This is a genomic window from Pseudomonas sp. ERMR1:02, assembly GCF_002277815.1.
In the GTDB taxonomy this organism is placed as follows: Bacteria; Pseudomonadota; Gammaproteobacteria; order Pseudomonadales; family Pseudomonadaceae; genus Aquipseudomonas.
This window is the reverse complement of record NZ_NKJI01000001.1, coordinates 246,419-263,734: the sequence shown is the minus strand read 5'-3', so window position 1 is coordinate 263,734 and position 17,316 is coordinate 246,419. Positions and strand designations below refer to the sequence as shown.

Below are 17,316 nucleotides of genomic sequence, written 5' to 3'. Positions count from 1 at the left end.
AGCCGGTATGCTTGGCCCGCATCTTCATGGACGCTTGCTATGACTCTTACAGAATTACGCTACATCGTTACCCTCGCCCAAGAGCAGCACTTCGGCCACGCGGCCGAGCGTTGCCACGTCAGCCAGCCGACCCTGTCGGTGGGCGTGAAAAAGCTTGAAGACGAACTCGGTGTGCTGATTTTCGAGCGCAGCAAAAGCGCCGTGCGCCTGACCCCGGTCGGCGAAGGCATTGTGGCCCAGGCCCAAAAAGTCTTGGAGCAGGCCCAAGGTATTCGCGAACTGGCCCAGGCCGGCAAGAACCAATTGACCGCACCACTGAAAGTCGGCGCGATCTATACCGTCGGCCCGTACCTGTTTCCACACCTGATTCCGCAACTGCACCGGGTCGCCCCGCAGATGCCGTTGTATATCGAAGAAAACTTCACCCATGTGCTGCGCGACAAATTGCGCAACGGTGAGCTCGACGCGATCATCATCGCCTTGCCTTTCAACGAAGCTGACGTCCTGACTCTGCAGCTCTACGACGAACCGTTCTACGTCCTGATGCCGGCACAGCACCCATGGACGCAAAAAGAAACCATCGATGCCAGCCTGCTCAACGACAAGAGCCTGCTGCTGCTCGGCGAAGGCCATTGCTTCCGCGATCAAGTGCTGGAAGCTTGCCCGACGCTGGCCAAAGGCAACGATGGCGCCAAGCACACCACGGTGGAATCCAGCTCGCTGGAAACCATCCGCCACATGGTTGCGTCCGGCCTCGGGATTTCGATCCTGCCGCTATCGGCGGTCGACAGCCATCACTACGCCCCCGGCGTGATCGAAGTCCGGCCGCTGTCGCCGCCGACGCCTTTTCGCACCGTGGCCATCGCCTGGCGCGCGAGCTTCCCGCGCCCGAAGGCCATTGAAATCCTCGCTGACTCCATTCGCCTGTGCTCGGTGGCCAAGCCATCCGCGCAGGTGGTGGCGGGCTAAGCAAGCGTCATGACTGAGTTGTCGCAAGTGTCAGTGACGGCACTCAAGGGTGTCGGCGAAGCCATGGCCGAGAAACTGGCCAAGGTTGGCCTGGAAAATCTCCAGGACGTGCTGTTTCACCTGCCGCTGCGTTATCAGGACCGCACTCGCGTGGTCCCGATCGGCGCGCTGCGTCCAGGGCAAGACGCCGTGATCGAAGGCACCGTCAGCGGCGCCGATGTGGTCATGGGCCGTCGCCGTAGCCTGGTGGTGCGTCTGCAGGACGGTACCGGCGGGCTCAGTCTGCGTTTCTACCATTTCAGCAACGCGCAGAAAGAAGGCCTTAAACGCGGCACGCGCGTTCGCTGTTACGGCGAAGCACGCCCAGGTGCGTCGGGGCTGGAAATCTACCACCCGGAATACCGCGCCATTACCGGCGACGAACCGCCGCCCGTGGATGAAACCCTGACCCCGGTGTACCCGCTCACCGAAGGCCTGACCCAGCAGCGCTTGCGCCAGTTATGCATGCAAACCCTGACCTTGCTCGGCCCCAGCAGCCTGCCCGACTGGCTGCCGACCGAACTGGCCCGCGATTACCAACTGGCGCCGCTGGCCGACGCGATTCGTTACCTGCATAACCCACCGGCCGATGCCGATGTCGACGAACTCGCCCTCGGTCATCACTGGGCCCAGCATCGCCTGGCCTTCGAAGAACTGTTGACCCATCAACTGTCCCAGCAACGCCTGCGCGAAAGCATGCGTTCACTGCGCGCGCCGGCCATGCCCAAAGCCACGCAGCTGCCGGCCAAATACCTGGCCAACCTCGGGTTCACCCCCACGGGTGCACAGCAACGGGTCGGCAACGAAATCGCCTACGATCTGAGTCAGCGCGAGCCCATGTTGCGGCTGATTCAGGGCGACGTGGGCGCGGGTAAAACCGTGGTCGCTGCGCTCGCCGCATTACAGGCATTGGAGGCCGGATACCAGGTGGCGCTGATGGCACCCACCGAAATCCTCGCCGAGCAGCACTTCATCACCTTCAAGCGCTGGCTCGAACCGCTGGGCATCGAAGTCGCGTGGCTGGCCGGCAAGCTCAAAGGCAAAAACCGCGTGGCCGCGCTGGAGCAGATCGCCAATGGCACGCCGATGGTGGTCGGCACCCATGCGCTGTTCCAGGACGAAGTGCAGTTCAAGAACCTGGCGCTGGCGATCATCGACGAACAGCACCGCTTCGGCGTGCAACAGCGGCTGGCCTTGCGGCAGAAAGGCGTCGGCGGGCGGATGTGTCCACATCAGCTGATCATGACCGCCACGCCGATTCCACGCACGCTGGCCATGAGCGCCTACGCCGACCTCGACACCTCGATTCTCGACGAATTGCCGCCCGGCCGGACCCCGGTCAACACCGTGCTGATCACCGATACCCGACGCGTCGAAGTCATCGAACGGGTGCGCAGTGCCTGTGCCGAAGGGCGTCAGGCCTACTGGGTGTGCACGCTGATCGAGGAGTCGGAAGAGCTGACGTGCCAGGCCGCCGAAACCACCTACGAAGACCTGACTGCCGCCCTCGGCGAGTTGAAAGTCGGGCTGATCCACGGGCGCATGAAGCCCGCCGAGAAGGCCGCAGTGATGGCCGAGTTCAAGGCCGGTAACTTGCAGCTGCTGGTCGCCACCACCGTGATCGAAGTCGGTGTGGACGTGCCCAACGCCAGCCTGATGATCATCGAAAACCCCGAACGCCTGGGCCTGGCGCAACTGCACCAGTTGCGCGGCCGCGTCGGGCGGGGCAGCGCGGTCAGCCACTGCGTGTTGCTCTACCATCCGCCGCTGTCGCAGATCGGCCGTCAGCGCCTGGGTATCATGCGCGAAACCAACGACGGTTTTGTCATCGCCGAAAAAGACCTCGAACTGCGCGGCCCCGGCGAAATGCTCGGTACGCGGCAGACCGGCCTGCTGCAATTCAAGGTCGCCGACCTGATGCGCGACGCCGACCTGCTGCCCGCCGTGCGCGACGCCGCTCAAGCCTTGCTGGAACGCTGGCCGGACCACGTCAGCCCATTACTCGACCGCTGGCTGCGTCACGGGCAGCAATATGGCCAAGTGTGAGCACCGTCGCAGTTTCTGGAGGATGGGTTTGAGCAAGCTGGTTATACTCCCGCGACTGTTTTAATCCGGATACAGACCATGACCGAAGTTGCCCTCGCACCCGCCTCCCCGCACGCTCCGTCGGTTATTCGGCTGTTGCTGGGCAAACTGGGCATTGCCTATGAAGAAGTCCTCGACCATCACGGCTTGAACCCGGCGCGCAAGGTCCAGGCCGTGCTGCTCGATGACGCCGTCGGCTCGCTGATGGTGCTTTTCCCGCAGAGCCAGTTGCTCGACCTGAACCGCCTCACCGAACTCACTGGCCGCCGCCTCACCGCGGTGCCGACTGAGAGGCTGGTCAAGATGCTCGGCAAGCACAACCTGAGCCTGTTGCCAGGCCTGCCTTCGCTCACCAGCTCGCCGTGCCTGTACGACGAAAGCCTGCTGCGCGAGCCGAAAGTGCTGGTCAACTCGGGTGAGCCGGATGTGTTGCTGGAAATCAGCAGCGAAGCCTTCAAATCCATGCTCAACAAAGCCAGTGCCGCCAACTTCGGTGAGCCGCTGAGCAGCATCCGCCCGAACCTCGATCGCCCCGATGATGACCGGGAGGAAATCACCCAGGCGGTTCAAGCGTTCACCGCGCGGCGCATCCAGCAACGCCTGGAAGCGACCATCGAAATTCCGCCATTGGCCGAAACGGCGCAAAAGATCATCAAGCTGCGCGTCGACCCCAACGCCACCATCGACGACATCACCGGCGTGGTCGAAACCGACCCGGCACTGGCCGCGCAAGTGGTGAGCTGGGCGGCATCGCCGTACTACGCCTCGCCGGGCAAGATTCGTTCGGTGGAAGACGCCATCGTGCGGGTGCTGGGTTTCGATCTGGTGATCAACCTGGCGCTGGGCCTGGCACTGGGCAAAACCCTGAGCCTGCCCAAAGACCACCCGCAACACAGCACGCCGTACTGGCAGCAATCGATCTACACCGCGGCCGTCATCGAAGGTCTAACCCGCGCCATGCCGCGCACCCAGCGCCCGGAAGCCGGCCTGACCTACCTCGCCGGCCTGCTGCACAACTTCGGCTACTTGCTGCTGGCCCACGTGTTCCCGCCGCACTTCTCGCTGATCTGCCGCCACATGGAGGTCAACCCGCACCTGTGCCACAGCTACATCGAGCAACACCTGCTGGGCATCAGCCGTGAACAGATCGGTGCGTGGCTGATGCGCTACTGGGACATGCCCGATGAACTGGCCACCGCGCTGCGCTTCCAGCACGATCCGGGCTACGACGGCGACTACGCCGAATACCCGAACCTGGTGTGCCTGTCGGTGCGCCTGCTACGCAGCCGCGGCATCGGTTCCGGCCCGGACGAAGACATCCCCGACGCCCTGCTCGAACGCCTCGGCCTGAGCCGCGCCAAAGCCGAAGACGTCGTCAGCAAAGTCCTCGAAGCCGAAATGCTGCTGCGTGAACTGGCTTCGCAATTCATCCAGGCCTGAAAAAGCTTCGCGGGCAATCCACGCTCCTACAGGATTTGTGTCGTTCACCCATGTATTGAACGACAAATCCTGTAGGAGCGTGGCTTGCCCGCGAAGAACCCAACTCGGTCTGACTGACTGAACCCAGGCATGGGTGCCCCCTCATTCCCTGATCTTCGCCCATGAGCCAACGGACAAAAAGCAAGCGCCCTGCTATTATTTGACTGCAAACAGAGGGCTTTCCGATGACCCAAACCGCGGCTGTCAGTGTTGCAAGTCAAGTCCGCAAGCTGGCCAAAGATCACAACATTACCGCTGATCCTGACGGCATGAGCCGTATGGCCGTGATCATTACCCGCATGGCTGGCGATGTCGTTGAGTTGGATGGCGTCGAACAATTGCTCGTCAATCTCAAGAAAAAAGGTGTTCTGAGCAAGTCTGAGACCCTGACACTCCAAGGACGCTACCTTCAGGAAAGGCGTTCACAGAACCATAGCGCATGACTTTCGATCCGTTCGGCGACTTCGAAGCTGCTGGATATCTGCAAAATTCGCTGCAACTGAAAGACCCCACCGAAGTAAAAGAGTCAGAGCATCTCTCGTTCGAACTGAGCATCGAGGATGCCCTTGCCTATCTGGCCAAGAAGAAGCCAATCGACTACAAGGCCGTGCTCCAAGTCCATGAAGTCCTGTTCTCCGGCTTTTATCACTGGGCAGGGAAAGATCGGAACGAGCTTGTACCTCACCTGGCAGTCTTCAAGGGTCCATACAACGATCCCCAAAGCACCTTCTTCGAGCACCCGGACTCAATCAAGTTGTCTGTCGACTATGCGCTTGAGCTGGCAGCAGACAAGAAGCGTTTCAAAGAGCAGCCAGGCCGGGTGATGGGCCAGCTGGCTTTCGCACACCCATTCCTGGACGGCAACGGGCGCACAATCCTGTTGGTCTTCATGGAACTCTGCTATCGAGCCAGGTTCGCCATCGACTGGTCAAAGACAAACAAAGACGACTACCTGCGGGCACTCAGCGACGAGATCCGAGAACCTCGCGAGCGGTATCTCGATAACTACCTGAAACCGTTCATTGTTGAGATATCCAGTCGTGACGAGTGGCCTGAGACCATCAGCGGCATCCGAGGCCTGGATGGTCTGGACAAGGAAGGCATCACCTATGAGAGCCTGGACAACCCGCAAGTCCAGCAGATCTACAAGACATACAGGGCACAGCCTCTCGACGCCGGGGAGCCTCCTGAATCGGATGACTGAGGAGGCGAACTAGCTCCGGGCGGCGACCCGACGCAGCACCCCGCGCGCGACCTGAAAAACCTCAAGCTTTGGGCTTGGCCTTCTTCGGCTTCAAATACTTGGTCAACCCCTGAAACCAGATCACCAACGCCGGGTTGCCCTTGATCTGAATCGACTTGTCCTGAATCCCCGTCATGAACGCCAACTGCTTGTTCTTCGCCTGCATCGTGGCAAAGCCATAAGCCGCGTCTTTAAAAGCAATCGCAAACGCAGGCTCGGCATACACGCCTGACTTGCTGGTGATGCGCTGATCCTTCACCCGAAAATGCCGTGCGACTTTCCCGTCCAGGGTCTGCAACTGAAACACCAACTCCTTGTCACCCAACTGCTGCTGGAACGCCGGGTTGGTCCGACTGGCCTTGCCCATCAACAAACCCATCATCCACAGCAGAAAACGAAACTTCATGCGCAAGCCTCAATAGAAAAATGAACGGCTGGCGCAGTGTAGCGAGTTGAAGCAAGAACGCTACTATCGAGTTGTGTTAGAAGAAGATCAATACTGTTTCCTACATGATGACTGCTAAGTCACATTTATCTCACCTCACTGAACGCTCCTACACCCCGTGTCACAAGCAACGCCTCAACAGGAGTAAAAACGTAACGGGGCAGACCAGCGTCGCAGCCAAGATGGTTGATTGCTCATGGCGTCATAAAGTCCCTGGGCCGAGCTGACCCGTTGCGCCGCATCGAAACTCAGCGCCACTCGTAACGCGGGCCAACAGTGTTTCGGCAGATGCCTGGGAGCACGCAGCTCACGGTCCAGATGCTCATCCCGCGCGCGAGTTGAGGGCCAACGGCTGAACGGGTGTTTGCCCCTGCCAATTCGTACAACACACAAGCTACGGCATAGACGTCCGCGCCGGCCGACAGCGGTTCGCCTTCGAGCAGTTCGGGGGCTGCATAGCTTGGAGTCCAGGCATTGAAACGCTGGCGACTCAGCTTTGGCAGACCCGCAATGATGCGCTCCTCAGCCTGGCCCAGACCGAAATCAAACAGCCGGACGCCTTCTTCACTGAGCATCACATTGCTCGGTTTCAAATCGCCGTGCAGCACGCCGCGGCCGTGGGCATAGGCCAACGCATCGAGCAAAGGAAGCGCAATGTCACGCAGTTCTGGCCACGATAAACCCAGAGGCCGTTCGCAGAGCAATTTGTCCAGCGTCTTGCCGCGCATCAACTCCATGGTGATGAAGGCTCGTCGGCAATGTGTGTCTACTTCAAAGCTGTGCACGCGCAGCACATTCGGATGGTGCAAGCGCCGGGTCAGGGCAAACTCGCTGTAGAGCAAGGCGCTGGCATCCGGGGAGTCGACAAGCTCTTCACCGAGCATTTTCAGCGCAACATATGGCTCAGGATCACCGAACTGTTCGTGCAACAAATCCCGCGCGCGGTACACCACGCCCATACCACCGGCACCGAGCAACCGCTCGATGCGGTATCGCCCCGTCAACACGTCCAGCAACTCGGGGGGATGGGGCTGGGTCGACATAATCTCACCAGATTCGGCAGCGGGTTTGGCGAAAGCGAAGTAAGTCAGGTCGGGAACCTCCTCTACACTGATCGGTAGCTTGTCGAGCGGCAGTGCAGACTCACTCACTGGCGAATCACCACACCAGTCAGGTTGTCCCGCGCCGGCCCGCACAAGACGCCCTCGAACAAACGCGCCAGCGCAAGCGCCGGTACATTCACGCTCAAGGCACTCCCCAGCGCGTTGCTGCTCAAGCCTTGATACAAACCATCGCTGCATAGCAAAAATGCATCTCCGGGATACACCACCAATTCCAGTACTTCGAGGGTCAGCACTTCGCTTGCCCCTACTGCCCGAGTCAAAGCACCGGCATACGGTTGAGTACAGGCTTGTGCGGCGCACATCTGTTGTTTATCAATCAGCTGCTGCATCAGCGAATGATCCTTGGTTAGCTGATACAAGCGCTGATCGCGCCACAAATAACATCGGCTGTCACCAGCCCAGATACAGGCAGCGCGACTTCCGTCCACCAGCAGCGCTACAACGGTGCTGCCCATGATGTTGTCCTGTTGTCCCGCAATGAGGGTCAATTCGTGGCCCAGGCGACGATTGAGCCAATGCAGGCACTGGCTCACGGCTTTGAGCTGCTCGTCGAAGTTTTGTTGTACCGGCAACTCCGCCAGACTGGAGACGATCATCTGGCTGGCGATGTCGCCCCCTTGATGCCCTCCCATGCCATCGGCGACCACCCACAGGCCCTGCTGTGGACAATCGAGAAATGCATCTTCATTGCGCGCCCTGACTTTTCCAGTGTCAGTACGCGCAGCACTGCGCCAGGGATTGACCATCGGCATCAGAGTTGCACTGGCATGCGGAACGTGCGCAGCACACCCATATCGAACGGGTTCGGTGTGCGCTGACTCGTCAGCAAGTAGTTGGCGCGCAGACCACCCAGATCGGCTTTGAGCACAAGCACATCGCGGCCGATCAGGTGTTCGGATTGCATCAAGTCCAGCAGACGGAACAGTGACCATGGACCGCTGTTCTTCTCGATGCCGATCGGACGATCGGCCATTCTGTCGAGTACCAGGCTAGTGCGACCATCCTCGGCATCGGTTGGCCATTTGAAAGAAGCCGCTACGATGGGGCCGTGGCGGTATTCCATAGTCTTGTCGCCAAAGCGGAACTCGGAACGGCTGACAGCCGGGTCCAGGGTGTACGGTTCCAGCTTGAACTGTACGCGCGGCTCGGAGGGGCTTTCGGCGAAGAAGCTCTGGCGGATCACGTGTGCCGAAGCCATCTGGTCGAGGTAAACCCGAGACAAAGGCAGACTTTGACCATCAATAGTGCGCAAGCGGTAGGTACCCGGGGCGCCGCTGACAAATGGACGCATGTAGTCATCAAAGAAGCGGTCAACGATGCCCTGGACTTTGAAAAACTCGCGGAAGTCGTTGATCGCTACGTCGCTGGCGCTGTGTGCACTGAAGGGATAACGCTTGTTGATCGCCTTGCCGTAGAAGCTGTACAGCTCACTCTGATAACGCTGATTCAGATACTGATAGGCATCGCTGAGTACCAGACGCCAGGTATCTTCGGCCAGCACGTTGAACCAGACGCCGACCGGGCGCGGTAAGCGACCTGAGGCCATGCGCAGATGACTCAGCGCATCACGCTGGCTGGCCATGCGGGCCTTTGCCAGGTCATACGCCGCTTGGTCAGGCGCGCTGGCACGGGCCAGGCTCGCCAGCTGCAGTTGCAGCTCATTGAGCGCTTGCAATACCGGGTTCAGGTCAGCGCTCGGACCGTTATTTTCATCCAGTAAGCGGTGCAGGGGTTCGAAGCGACGCTGGAGCGCTTTTCTTGCAGTATCCGGCAGATTGTTGGCCAATGCGCCTGAAGCCTTTTTTACTGTGGCGGCGGCGAGTTTTCCTGCATTGCCACCCTTCTCGGCTAAAGCCTGTGCAGCTGTCGTTACGTCATCGACAGCGTCTGCAACCACCGAAAAATGCGTGTTCTCCCGCACTTGTACGAGCAATTGCAGCACGGGTGAGTTGGCAGAAGTCAGTCCGGCCAGTTGCTCCGCCCCTTCAGCGGCGTTGTTGATGGGCTGTAGCGCTACTCGACCCATCGCATCTCCCCATGCATTGGCATAGTCACGGAAATACAGTTGCTCCAGTTCGACCATCAGGCGCCGCAAGTCCATGGCGCTGATGTCCGAGCCCTCGCCCAATACCCAATTGTCACGCAGGATGTCGGTAACGAGTGCAGCCCCGCGGACCGAGAAATATTTTTGATAACCCTGCTGGGTGTAAAACCCGGGAATCACATGATCGGTGCCAACAAATAGAGCACCCTGCGGCCCCAGGTGCTGGCTCAAACGGTATTCCGGAAGAATGCGAGCCTGCTCGCGGAGCATCCTGTAAACCACGCTGGCCAAGGACTCGCTGCGCAAGATCTGACGTGCCTGAGCAACCAGTGAATCATTGAGCGGGTAGCTGAATGGCAGTTTCAACAAATGATCAATATGGGTGTTCAAGCGGTTTTGCAACGACGTGTTGCCCGCGTACCGAACGGACCAATCGGTGGCAACCCATTCCTTCAGCCATGGCGCGTCGCGGCGATCCTTTATGTTCAGCATCAGGTACACACGCAGGCTATTGAGCAAGCGTTCGCGGTCTTTCATGCTGGCGCGAATCTGCCCCTCCAGCAGCGTCGCGAGTCGGGGCAAAAGGTGCGTTTCAAGCTCACGTTCGTAGGCGCTCCTGAGCATCGGATTGACCGCTTCAGCTTGATACAAGCCCCCACGCTCGAGGTACGAGACATCTGCTTTCTGAGGGAACAAGCGGGTTGCCGCGTAGCTGGTGTCGAGGGACTCTAGCGCGGCCAGCCATTCGTCCCCCCCGCTTAGGACCGAGCGCTGTTGAGTCCAGGTTTGAGCCAGAGCACGCAAGTTATCCAATCGCTCATGGTTGGCAGAGAAACTAACAACCCACCAAAAACCAAACAGGCTCAGTGCAACCAGCGCCCCCGCGTACACCGTGCGCTCCCCCCAATAGAGACGGCTATGCTCGCGCTTGTCCAGCTCGACAAGACCTGCCTCCGGAAAAATGACCCGACTGAACAAATGATGGATAAATCGCGAATGCCCGGTATGTCGAACCGCAACAGTATCTTGCGTTACCCCCGCATTGGCGTCCGTCGGCTGATCCAGCGGCTTGCCTGAGAGAGTGGCGCTGGTGAAATAGAACCCGCGCAATTTGCTCGTGCGCTGGTTACCGCTACCGGGGAAGGTCTCCTTGACGAATTGGCACAACCCTTCACCGATCAGCCCCAGTTGATGCGGGAAGTCGAGGATGCGGCCTCGACGCAGAGGGTCGCGCTCCTGATGCATGCGAATGATCACCTGGCTGTTGAGTCGCTGCAGCAGTGCTTCGAACTCGACTCGCACCGCGGCTGCATCAGACGCACCCGACACCTCACTCAGACTAGCGCCCAACACCTGATCCCGTTCCTCCCGGCTCAACTGATCGAAGAACTCGTGAAAGCCTGGTTGTTCGTCCGTTTTGCTTAACACCAGGTAAACCGGCAGGTCGACGTGTAGCTTTTGCTGCACCTCTTGCAAGCGTGAACGCACGTCTTTCGCCAAAGCGCGCAGACTGTCCCGATCGTGGCTGATCAAGGTTTGCACCGGGAGTGTCACTAACACACCATTGAGTGGTCCGATGCGACGCCGTTTATGCAGCAGGCCGAGTAAGGTGCTCCATGCGCTGGCGTCGACTTCGGCATTTGACTGGGTCAGGTAGCGGCCTGTCGTATCGAGTAGCACACCGTTCTCGGCGAAATACCAATCGCAATATTGAGTACCGAGCGGCTCGCGGGACATATTGCGGTCTAACGTGTTGAGCGGGAATTCAAGGCCCGAGTGGTCCAGTAGACTGGTTTTGCCACTGCCTTGATGACCGATCAACAAATACCACGGCAACTCCCGGCGCCCGCGATAGAGGCTCGAAGTTTTGAGGGTGGTAAGGGCGCTCTTGAAGCGCACCCTCAACTCTCTGCGTTCTTCATCGATCTGTTTATTGCGCAGCAGAAATGCCTGACCGTCTTCGGCGCCATCCTGTGTCTGCGTGCGTACACCGGCGCGCCAACTGACGAAAACCATGCTCAGGCCCCAGATCAGGAACAACACGCTGATGCTCAGCAGGCGCGACACCTGGCTTTCCCAGAACTTGTAGTCATCCACCGCCAACAGCGGCCCGACACACCACACCAGCAACGCGACAAATAGCACCAACAACAGGCTCCAGACCCACGTCTTTTGCAAGAAAACGCCAACTTCTCTGAAGAAATTTTTCATCACCCGCGCCCCTTCAACTGCTGCGACCGCGGTTGATCCATTGTTTGTTCAAACGACTGGAACGGCTGTAAAACCGAAGCGCGTTGTTCACCCAATACCCAGGCGAATCCTGTGTACATCACCACCAGACACACCAGCGTAATCAGCGCCACCATCCACCACGGCACAATCCGCACCGGATTGTGTTGCTGGCCTTCGCCAAGGCCTTGCCAGTGTGGTGAGAGTTCACGCGGGACATCTGCGCGTAGCTGGCGAATCTGCTGATAGAGGGCGTCACGAAGATTGTCGAGCTCCAGAAGGCCACGCGACTGAATTCGGTACTTACCCTCGAATCCAAGCGCCAGGCACAGGTACATCAGTTCCAGCATCGGCAGGTGCTTGACCGGGTTTTTCGATAGCCGATCAAGGAACTGGAAAAACCTTTCACCGCCAGACGTCTCATTATGGAGTTTGCTGAGAAGGCTCATTTTCGACCACTCGCTTTCCTTACCCCACGAAGTAGTCACTACCGCCTCGTCAATGACTGTGCACAACACATAACTTGCAGTTGATACCTGGCTATTTTCGATGCCTTTTTGCCGCGCGCTATCGACGAAGTGTCCAAGTGCAGTACTCAGTCGCTGGTTAAGGGTTGGTAAATCTTCAGCAGCGGAGCTCTGTTTGAGCCGCACCACTTCCGAAAGCAGGCCGGACGCCGCCGCCACCAACGAGTTAAGGCTGATGCTGAAGGTGTGTGCTGGCGACTGTCGAGCGGCGTAAATCATGCGCTCTTCCAACTGTTCGAAACGGGGTGGCACGGTGGAGTCAGTCAGGTTTCCCTGCGCCGGGCCCTGGCCCAGACGATCGAGCAGCACGGTTTTGTCGTCCTGATGGTGTTCCATGTCCTTCATGTCGCTCAGTTCCTGATGGCCCAGAAATTCAATTCGAGCTCGGCAAATTCTCCGGACACGTGGAACGCGAAGCCGCCGGAGCGTTCGAGTTGTGCCTGGTCTTCGGAACTGAGTTCGAGGATGAAATAGGTTTTGTTGGCGTGGAACGCAATCTGTCGAGGGGCTACCGGTAACGGCCTGACTTTGATGCCAGGCAAATGAAGATTGACCAGTTGGCGGATGCTCTCCACCGGACCGACCTTGAGGTGTGCCGGCAACCGATGGCGCAGTTCCTCTGCGTCGCATTGAGCACTGGCGGCCAGCACGAACGAGGCCGACCCCAGCAATTTATGGTCGTTTAACGGTGAAACCATGATTCCGTACTGACGCGTCTGCATCGGCATTTCGATGGCATGCTGTTCGAGCACCATCGATAGAACCTGACGAATCGCTTCCATGAGTTTGCGAAAGCTTGTGGCCTGATCACTGTGTTCGTATCGGCTGTCCAGATTCGAGCGCTTGCTCTCACTGGAGAATGTGGCCAGTTCGCCCAGCAGTGTCAGTAGCGTGCAGTACAGCTCTTGAGGGTGAACCTGCTCCTTGGTGAGGTAATGACGCAACAGTGGTTCGGTACGGTTGATCAATTGCAGCATCATGAAATCGCCTACTTCCGCCCCCCAACTTTGCCATTGGAGCGAATCCGCTCAGCAATAGCGTCGCCCCGATGGCCGAGCATGCTGATGACTTCTTTCAGACAAGAGAGCAGATAGCTGGACGAGTGCACCCGCAGGTACGTCGGAACGAAATCCGGATCGAGGCTGATCACGCCATCGGGTGTGGTGTCGAGCACTTCGCAGACTTTCAGCTTCACACAGGCCTGATCGTTGTGCTGCTCGCCAAGCAGTAAGCGAAAGTCCGGACGGGCGCAACTGACCTCGCTGGTGCAACTGTCTCCCGCATTGGAATCGGCGACAGCCATTTCATACGCGATGTAACGCGCGAGCACGTCGCACTGCTCCGGCCGGCGGGACTCGACATGGTTGCCGGTCACTAATGGCAACGCCAGATAGATGGGGGTATTGCCAGTATTGGCAGGTACATCCAGGGCCAGCGGCCTGGAGCTGCCGCCCACCTCGAAGAGGCTGCCGTCCGGCAGGACCCCGAAGCCCGGTTGATCACCAGTTTGCTCATATTGAGGTATTGCAAATCGACTTCCAGGTCAAGGAAACCCCAGGTGTAACTGCCCAACAGTTGAGTACGGGTTTTCAACTGATAGTCGTGGTATCGATCGTTGTGCTGGAAATGCTGCGGACGAAGCAACATGCCTTCTTGCCAAATGACCTTATGGGCGTGCATGTTCAGTCACCTGCCTTGGCGAGTGTTTCAGTGCTGCTGCGGATACCGGCCTGATCAAGCTTCAGGTCAGTGTTGGTAACGCCTCCCGATGTGAGTGGCACGGTGTAGCGCCACCTGGTTTCAGGCAGGTCGCGGTAAGCGGCGAGGATGCCGACGTAACGACTTCCCTCTTGCACGCTGAGCTTGAACTCTACGGTTTCCCCGGGACGCAGCTGCAGTTCCTCACTGGTCACAAGGTCCGGCGCCAAGGATTTCCCGGCGCGCTCATAGAGGCTGAAGAAATCGGCGTTTTCGAACGCAACCGGGTGCTTGAGCTCCAGCAGACGCAAGACAATCGGCGACGGACGACCATGGATATCCGGATTCAGTTGATCACTGGCAGTCAGCTTCAAATTGAGTTTGGTCACGCTGGAATACGGCGATAACGCCGAGCAACCCGTGAGAATAAGCAGTGCGGCAAGAAGCGTCAGGGCATTGATTGGAGCGGTCCGACTGCGAGACATGTGCATCATCCCTGGAGGTCAGTGTGGAGGGTGGAGATCAGGCGAATCTGCTCTTCGTAGGTCTGGGAAAAGTCCCGCGTCAGCAGGCGCTCACTCCAGTCATCATCCTGTAGCAGGGCTTGGTGATAACGGCTGAAGGCTCTCCAGCGGCTGCCGGAAGTGGCGATCAGCGATTTTTTATCGCGCTCGAAACGCAGGGTCAGCTGTTGTGGCGAAAAGTGCTCAAGGGCCCCTCGAACCGCTGCGCGACTGGCGGCCAGCAAAGCCACTTGGTGCGCCTGCAGGTCAAGGAAAGCGCGGGAAATCGCATGCTCTGCTGGTAACTGCCCCGATTTGTTGGCCAGCAACATGCCCAACGCCTCACCTGCACCGACGCCAATTTTGAGCGGGTTTGCGTGCAGACTTTGTACAGTCGTCTGGGCCAGTCGCAGCTCGTTTTTCAGTTCGCTGCGGGTGCGCAGACTTTGCTGTAGTCCGCCGACGCTCTGCTTGAGCAAGCGCGCAGCATTGATCGCCAGTGTTTCTCGGGCTGCAGGGTCGAGGCCCTTCAAATCCACTCCCAGCGCGGCACCGAAACACTCCCAGAAATCTTCGCGCTGACCCTCGGTAACCTTGGGCCTGACTGGTTCAGGTTTTGTCGGGGCTTCAACCAGGAAAGGCACCGTCAAGTTTTCCATGTCGATGCGTGCATAGTCAGCGCGTTGCATGGGAGCCTCAAAAAGCCCATCAAAGTCGCTCAGCTCGTCGGGTTCACAGTAAATATGCTCTTGCTGATCAACGGCCTTCAATGGGTCGAGCCCGATAAACACATCGTCAGGAATGATATGGCCTGTCTTGTGCCGACGGCATGGCTCGACGTCCAAGAGTGCCGAGCCATGGCTCAGACGTGCGCGAATCTCGAAGTCGCCCAGCCCATAAATGCTTCCGGTTTCGATACGCAGCGCTTCGCCCTTTTTGAGGTGCAAACCGCTGACCAGGTCCTGGATGCCGTTTCTGCTGGTATCGGTCAGATAAAACGCGCCGTCGTGGTAGCTGATTATCGCGTGGTGACTTGAAAGGTGACGCTTGCGGTCCCGAATGACCCAGTCACAACCCTCGCCCCGGCCAATAATTCCACCGGATTGTGTAAAGGTCTTCTGGCAAAAATCTGTCGACAAGAACTGATTGTTGTTCAGTATTTCGAAAACAAGTTCCATGTTGATGCTCCTTGCTGTTACTTGCCGCGATTGACCGCCTGCGGATCACCCAAGGGGCGATAAGTGTTGTCGTTGAACTTGTAATTACCGCCACAGCCACCGACGCCGCATAGAACGACGAGTGCCAGCAAAGCGGCCTGCCAGTGACGACCAGGCATGCGAAGGTCTCCGAAGGAAAAAGAGATTGGGATGAGGTGAAACTGACGCAGGGACTCGGTCATCTGTTGCCACTGATTAACCATTGAGGTCTCCCGGCTTGATGTTCAGACGCCCGAAGCGATACAGCAGAGTGCGGCGTGGAAGCCCGAGTTGTCGGGCAGAAACCGTCTGGTTGCCATTGTTTTTACGCAGACAATCGATCACCAGGCTGCGCTCGAACTGCTCCAGGCGTTCGCGCAAATACAGGCTACTGTCTTGCGCAAACGCGTCCTGGGGCAGAGAAAAGTGCTCGGTCAATAACTCTTCGCCCTCGCACAGCAACACCGCGCGCTCAACAAGCCCTTTTAACTCACGCACGTTGCCAGGAAAGGCATAGGCGGCCAGACGACTCAGCGCCGCTTCGGACCAGTACACATTATCCCGTTGCAGAAATGTGCAGGCCTTGTCAGCGAAATGTCGGGCCAGATCAAGGATGTCGCCTGCACGTTGACGCAGGGGCGGCAGCTCAATCGGGAATTGCGCGAGACGGTAGTACAAGTCCTCACGAAACTTGCCTTCCCTGACCAGCAACGCCAAGTCACGGTGGGTCGCCGCGATTATGCGCACGTCGATTTTGTGAGTGTCGTTACATCCCAGTGGCCGGATCTCACCTTCCTGCAAAACCCGCAACAATCTGGCTTGCAAGGACAACGGCATATCGCCGATTTCATCCAGGAACAGGGTGCCGCCATTAGCCGCATCGAATAGACCGGCGCGGTCGCGGTCGGCACCGGTAAAGGCACCTTTGCGGTGGCCGAACAGTTCACTTTCCAGGAGGTTTTCGGCGAACGCTGCACAGTTCTGCACGATGAGCGGTCGGGAACGCCGCGGGCCGCCATCGTGAATCGCTCGCGCGACCACTTCCTTGCCAGTACCGGTCTCACCGCGCAGCAATATGGTGTAAGGACTATGCAGGATCTTGCTGATCAGCGAATAGGTTTGGCGCATCGCCAGACTATTGCCGATCAGGCCAAAGCCGCTGGCATTCGGGACACTGGCCGGTGCAGGTCGCGCATTGCCAGTCGGCCGATGTAGCCGTTGCAACAGTTGCAGCTGGCCAAGTACAAACGAACCCAATTGACCCAGAGAGTCGGCGAACCCTTGCAGGTCGATATGCCTGCGACTGGCACAAAGAACTAAACCTTCAACGGCATCTCGCCGATTCAGCAGCGGCACACACAATAGCGATTGCCATGGTTTGGCCTGGGGCGGCAAAAAATCTGTTTCGTACAAGCTGCCACTCAAGTGCCCGAAACACACCACGCGATTCTTGCGCAGGGCGAATTGCAGTAGTTGCGCATCGTTGCAATTCAACGGGGATTGCGCCAAGTCCCGAGGTTGCAGGATGCCGTTCAGGTATTCGGCATTCAGTTCTAGGCTGCTTTGGTTTGCATCGAGCAAATACAATTGCGTCAGTTCGCAACCGCTGAGTTGCGCCACCCCCCGCAGGAAGGCGCCTAGCAACGCAGGGCTGTCCGCCGCCTGGGATAAACTGGCGAACTGCTCCAGCAAGGCCTCGGCGTACACAAGCGGCTGCGGCAGTTGAGTGAACACC

At 58.5% G+C, this 17,316-nt stretch carries 13 protein-coding genes and 2 pseudogenes; 5 read left to right on the top strand and 10 right to left on the bottom strand.

All coding sequences use genetic code 11. The features are described from left to right. Positions 1–39 precede the first annotated feature (39 nt). The 5 genes from CES87_RS01220 to CES87_RS01200 all read left to right on the top strand — a co-directional run bounded on the left by CES87_RS01220 (position 40) and on the right by CES87_RS01200 (position 5,776). Positions 40–969 (top strand): hydrogen peroxide-inducible genes activator, encoded by a 930-nt coding sequence (locus tag CES87_RS01220; protein WP_128604609.1) that lies wholly within the window; start codon positions 40–42, stop codon positions 967–969. A gap of 9 nt (positions 970–978) precedes the next feature. Beyond that, the gene (gene recG / locus CES87_RS01215) at positions 979–3,054 is read left to right on the top strand and encodes an ATP-dependent DNA helicase RecG (RefSeq protein ID WP_128604608.1); all 2,076 of its coding nucleotides are present in this window, start codon (positions 979–981) and stop codon (positions 3,052–3,054) included. Between the two features lie 78 nt (positions 3,055–3,132). Next, positions 3,133–4,533 (top strand): aminoacyl-tRNA deacylase and HDOD domain-containing protein, encoded by a 1,401-nt coding sequence (locus CES87_RS01210; RefSeq protein ID WP_128604607.1) that lies wholly within the window; start codon positions 3,133–3,135, stop codon positions 4,531–4,533. A gap of 224 nt (positions 4,534–4,757) precedes the next feature. Further along, positions 4,758–5,015 carry a hypothetical protein gene (locus tag CES87_RS01205; RefSeq protein ID WP_128604606.1) on the top strand — a complete coding sequence of 86 codons (258 nt, stop codon included), beginning with the start codon at positions 4,758–4,760 and terminating at the stop codon, positions 5,013–5,015. Continuing rightward, positions 5,012–5,776, top strand: coding sequence for a Fic family protein (locus CES87_RS01200; RefSeq protein WP_128604605.1), 765 nt, complete (start codon positions 5,012–5,014; stop codon positions 5,774–5,776). The genes CES87_RS01205 and CES87_RS01200 overlap by 4 nt, the downstream gene beginning before the upstream one ends. Before the next feature lie 61 nt (positions 5,777–5,837). Here the strand turns inward: CES87_RS01200 and CES87_RS01195 are convergent, their stop codons facing one another. The 10 genes and pseudogenes from CES87_RS01195 to CES87_RS01150 form a co-directional block, all read right to left on the bottom strand. After that, positions 5,838–6,221, bottom strand: coding sequence for a helicase (locus CES87_RS01195; protein WP_128604604.1), 384 nt, complete (start codon positions 6,219–6,221; stop codon positions 5,838–5,840). Positions 6,222–6,395: 174 nt separating this feature from the next. Next, a pseudogene (locus CES87_RS01190) lies at positions 6,396–7,411 on the bottom strand (serine/threonine-protein kinase). After that, the gene (locus tag CES87_RS01185) at positions 7,408–8,136 is read right to left on the bottom strand and encodes a PP2C family serine/threonine-protein phosphatase (protein WP_128604603.1); all 729 of its coding nucleotides are present in this window, start codon (positions 8,134–8,136) and stop codon (positions 7,408–7,410) included. The pseudogene CES87_RS01190 and the gene CES87_RS01185 overlap by 4 nt, the downstream one beginning before the upstream one ends. After that, the gene (gene tssM / locus CES87_RS01180) at positions 8,136–11,639 is read right to left on the bottom strand and encodes a type VI secretion system membrane subunit TssM (protein WP_128604602.1); all 3,504 of its coding nucleotides are present in this window, start codon (positions 11,637–11,639) and stop codon (positions 8,136–8,138) included. The genes CES87_RS01185 and tssM overlap by 1 nt, the downstream gene beginning before the upstream one ends. Then, positions 11,639–12,529, bottom strand: coding sequence for a type IVB secretion system protein IcmH/DotU (icmH, locus tag CES87_RS01175; RefSeq protein ID WP_128604601.1), 891 nt, complete (start codon positions 12,527–12,529; stop codon positions 11,639–11,641). Before icmH ends, tssM begins: the two co-directional genes overlap by 1 nt. Before the next feature lie 5 nt (positions 12,530–12,534). Next, positions 12,535–13,864 (bottom strand): annotated as a pseudogene (gene tssK / locus CES87_RS01170) (type VI secretion system baseplate subunit TssK). A 2-nt stretch (positions 13,865–13,866) separates the two neighbouring features. Then, positions 13,867–14,367: a type VI secretion system lipoprotein TssJ gene (tssJ, locus tag CES87_RS01165; RefSeq protein WP_128604600.1), complete on the bottom strand. Its 501-nt coding sequence runs from the start codon at positions 14,365–14,367 to the stop codon at positions 13,867–13,869. 5 nt (positions 14,368–14,372) lie between these two features. Beyond that, positions 14,373–15,563, bottom strand: a complete 1,191-nt coding sequence (tagH, locus tag CES87_RS01160; RefSeq protein ID WP_128604599.1) for a type VI secretion system-associated FHA domain protein TagH — start codon at positions 15,561–15,563, stop codon at positions 14,373–14,375. 17 nt (positions 15,564–15,580) lie between these two features. After that, positions 15,581–15,721 carry a type VI secretion protein gene (locus CES87_RS01155; protein ID WP_128604993.1) on the bottom strand — a complete coding sequence of 47 codons (141 nt, stop codon included), beginning with the start codon at positions 15,719–15,721 and terminating at the stop codon, positions 15,581–15,583. A gap of 76 nt (positions 15,722–15,797) precedes the next feature. Beyond that, positions 15,798–17,315, bottom strand: coding sequence for a sigma 54-interacting transcriptional regulator (locus tag CES87_RS01150; RefSeq protein WP_128604598.1), 1,518 nt, complete (start codon positions 17,313–17,315; stop codon positions 15,798–15,800). Position 17,316 lies beyond the last annotated feature (1 nt).

Coding starts and splice junctions, on each gene's coding strand:
- CES87_RS01195 (WP_128604604.1), bottom strand. CDS start 6,221: ATGAAGTTTCGTTTTCTGCTGTGGATGATGGGTTTGTTGATGGGCAAG.
- CES87_RS01205 (WP_128604606.1), top strand. CDS start 4,758: ATGACCCAAACCGCGGCTGTCAGTGTTGCAAGTCAAGTCCGCAAGCTG.
- CES87_RS01155 (WP_128604993.1), bottom strand. CDS start 15,721: ATGCCTGGTCGTCACTGGCAGGCCGCTTTGCTGGCACTCGTCGTTCTA.
- tagH (WP_128604599.1), bottom strand. CDS start 15,563: ATGGAACTTGTTTTCGAAATACTGAACAACAATCAGTTCTTGTCGACA.
- CES87_RS01220 (WP_128604609.1), top strand. CDS start 40: ATGACTCTTACAGAATTACGCTACATCGTTACCCTCGCCCAAGAGCAG.
- tssM (WP_128604602.1), bottom strand. CDS start 11,639: ATGAAAAATTTCTTCAGAGAAGTTGGCGTTTTCTTGCAAAAGACGTGG.
- icmH (WP_128604601.1), bottom strand. CDS start 12,529: ATGAAGGACATGGAACACCATCAGGACGACAAAACCGTGCTGCTCGAT.
- CES87_RS01185 (WP_128604603.1), bottom strand. CDS start 8,136: ATGCCGATGGTCAATCCCTGGCGCAGTGCTGCGCGTACTGACACTGGA.
- CES87_RS01210 (WP_128604607.1), top strand. CDS start 3,133: ATGACCGAAGTTGCCCTCGCACCCGCCTCCCCGCACGCTCCGTCGGTT.
- CES87_RS01200 (WP_128604605.1), top strand. CDS start 5,012: ATGACTTTCGATCCGTTCGGCGACTTCGAAGCTGCTGGATATCTGCAA.
- recG (WP_128604608.1), top strand. CDS start 979: ATGACTGAGTTGTCGCAAGTGTCAGTGACGGCACTCAAGGGTGTCGGC.
- tssJ (WP_128604600.1), bottom strand. CDS start 14,367: ATGTCTCGCAGTCGGACCGCTCCAATCAATGCCCTGACGCTTCTTGCC.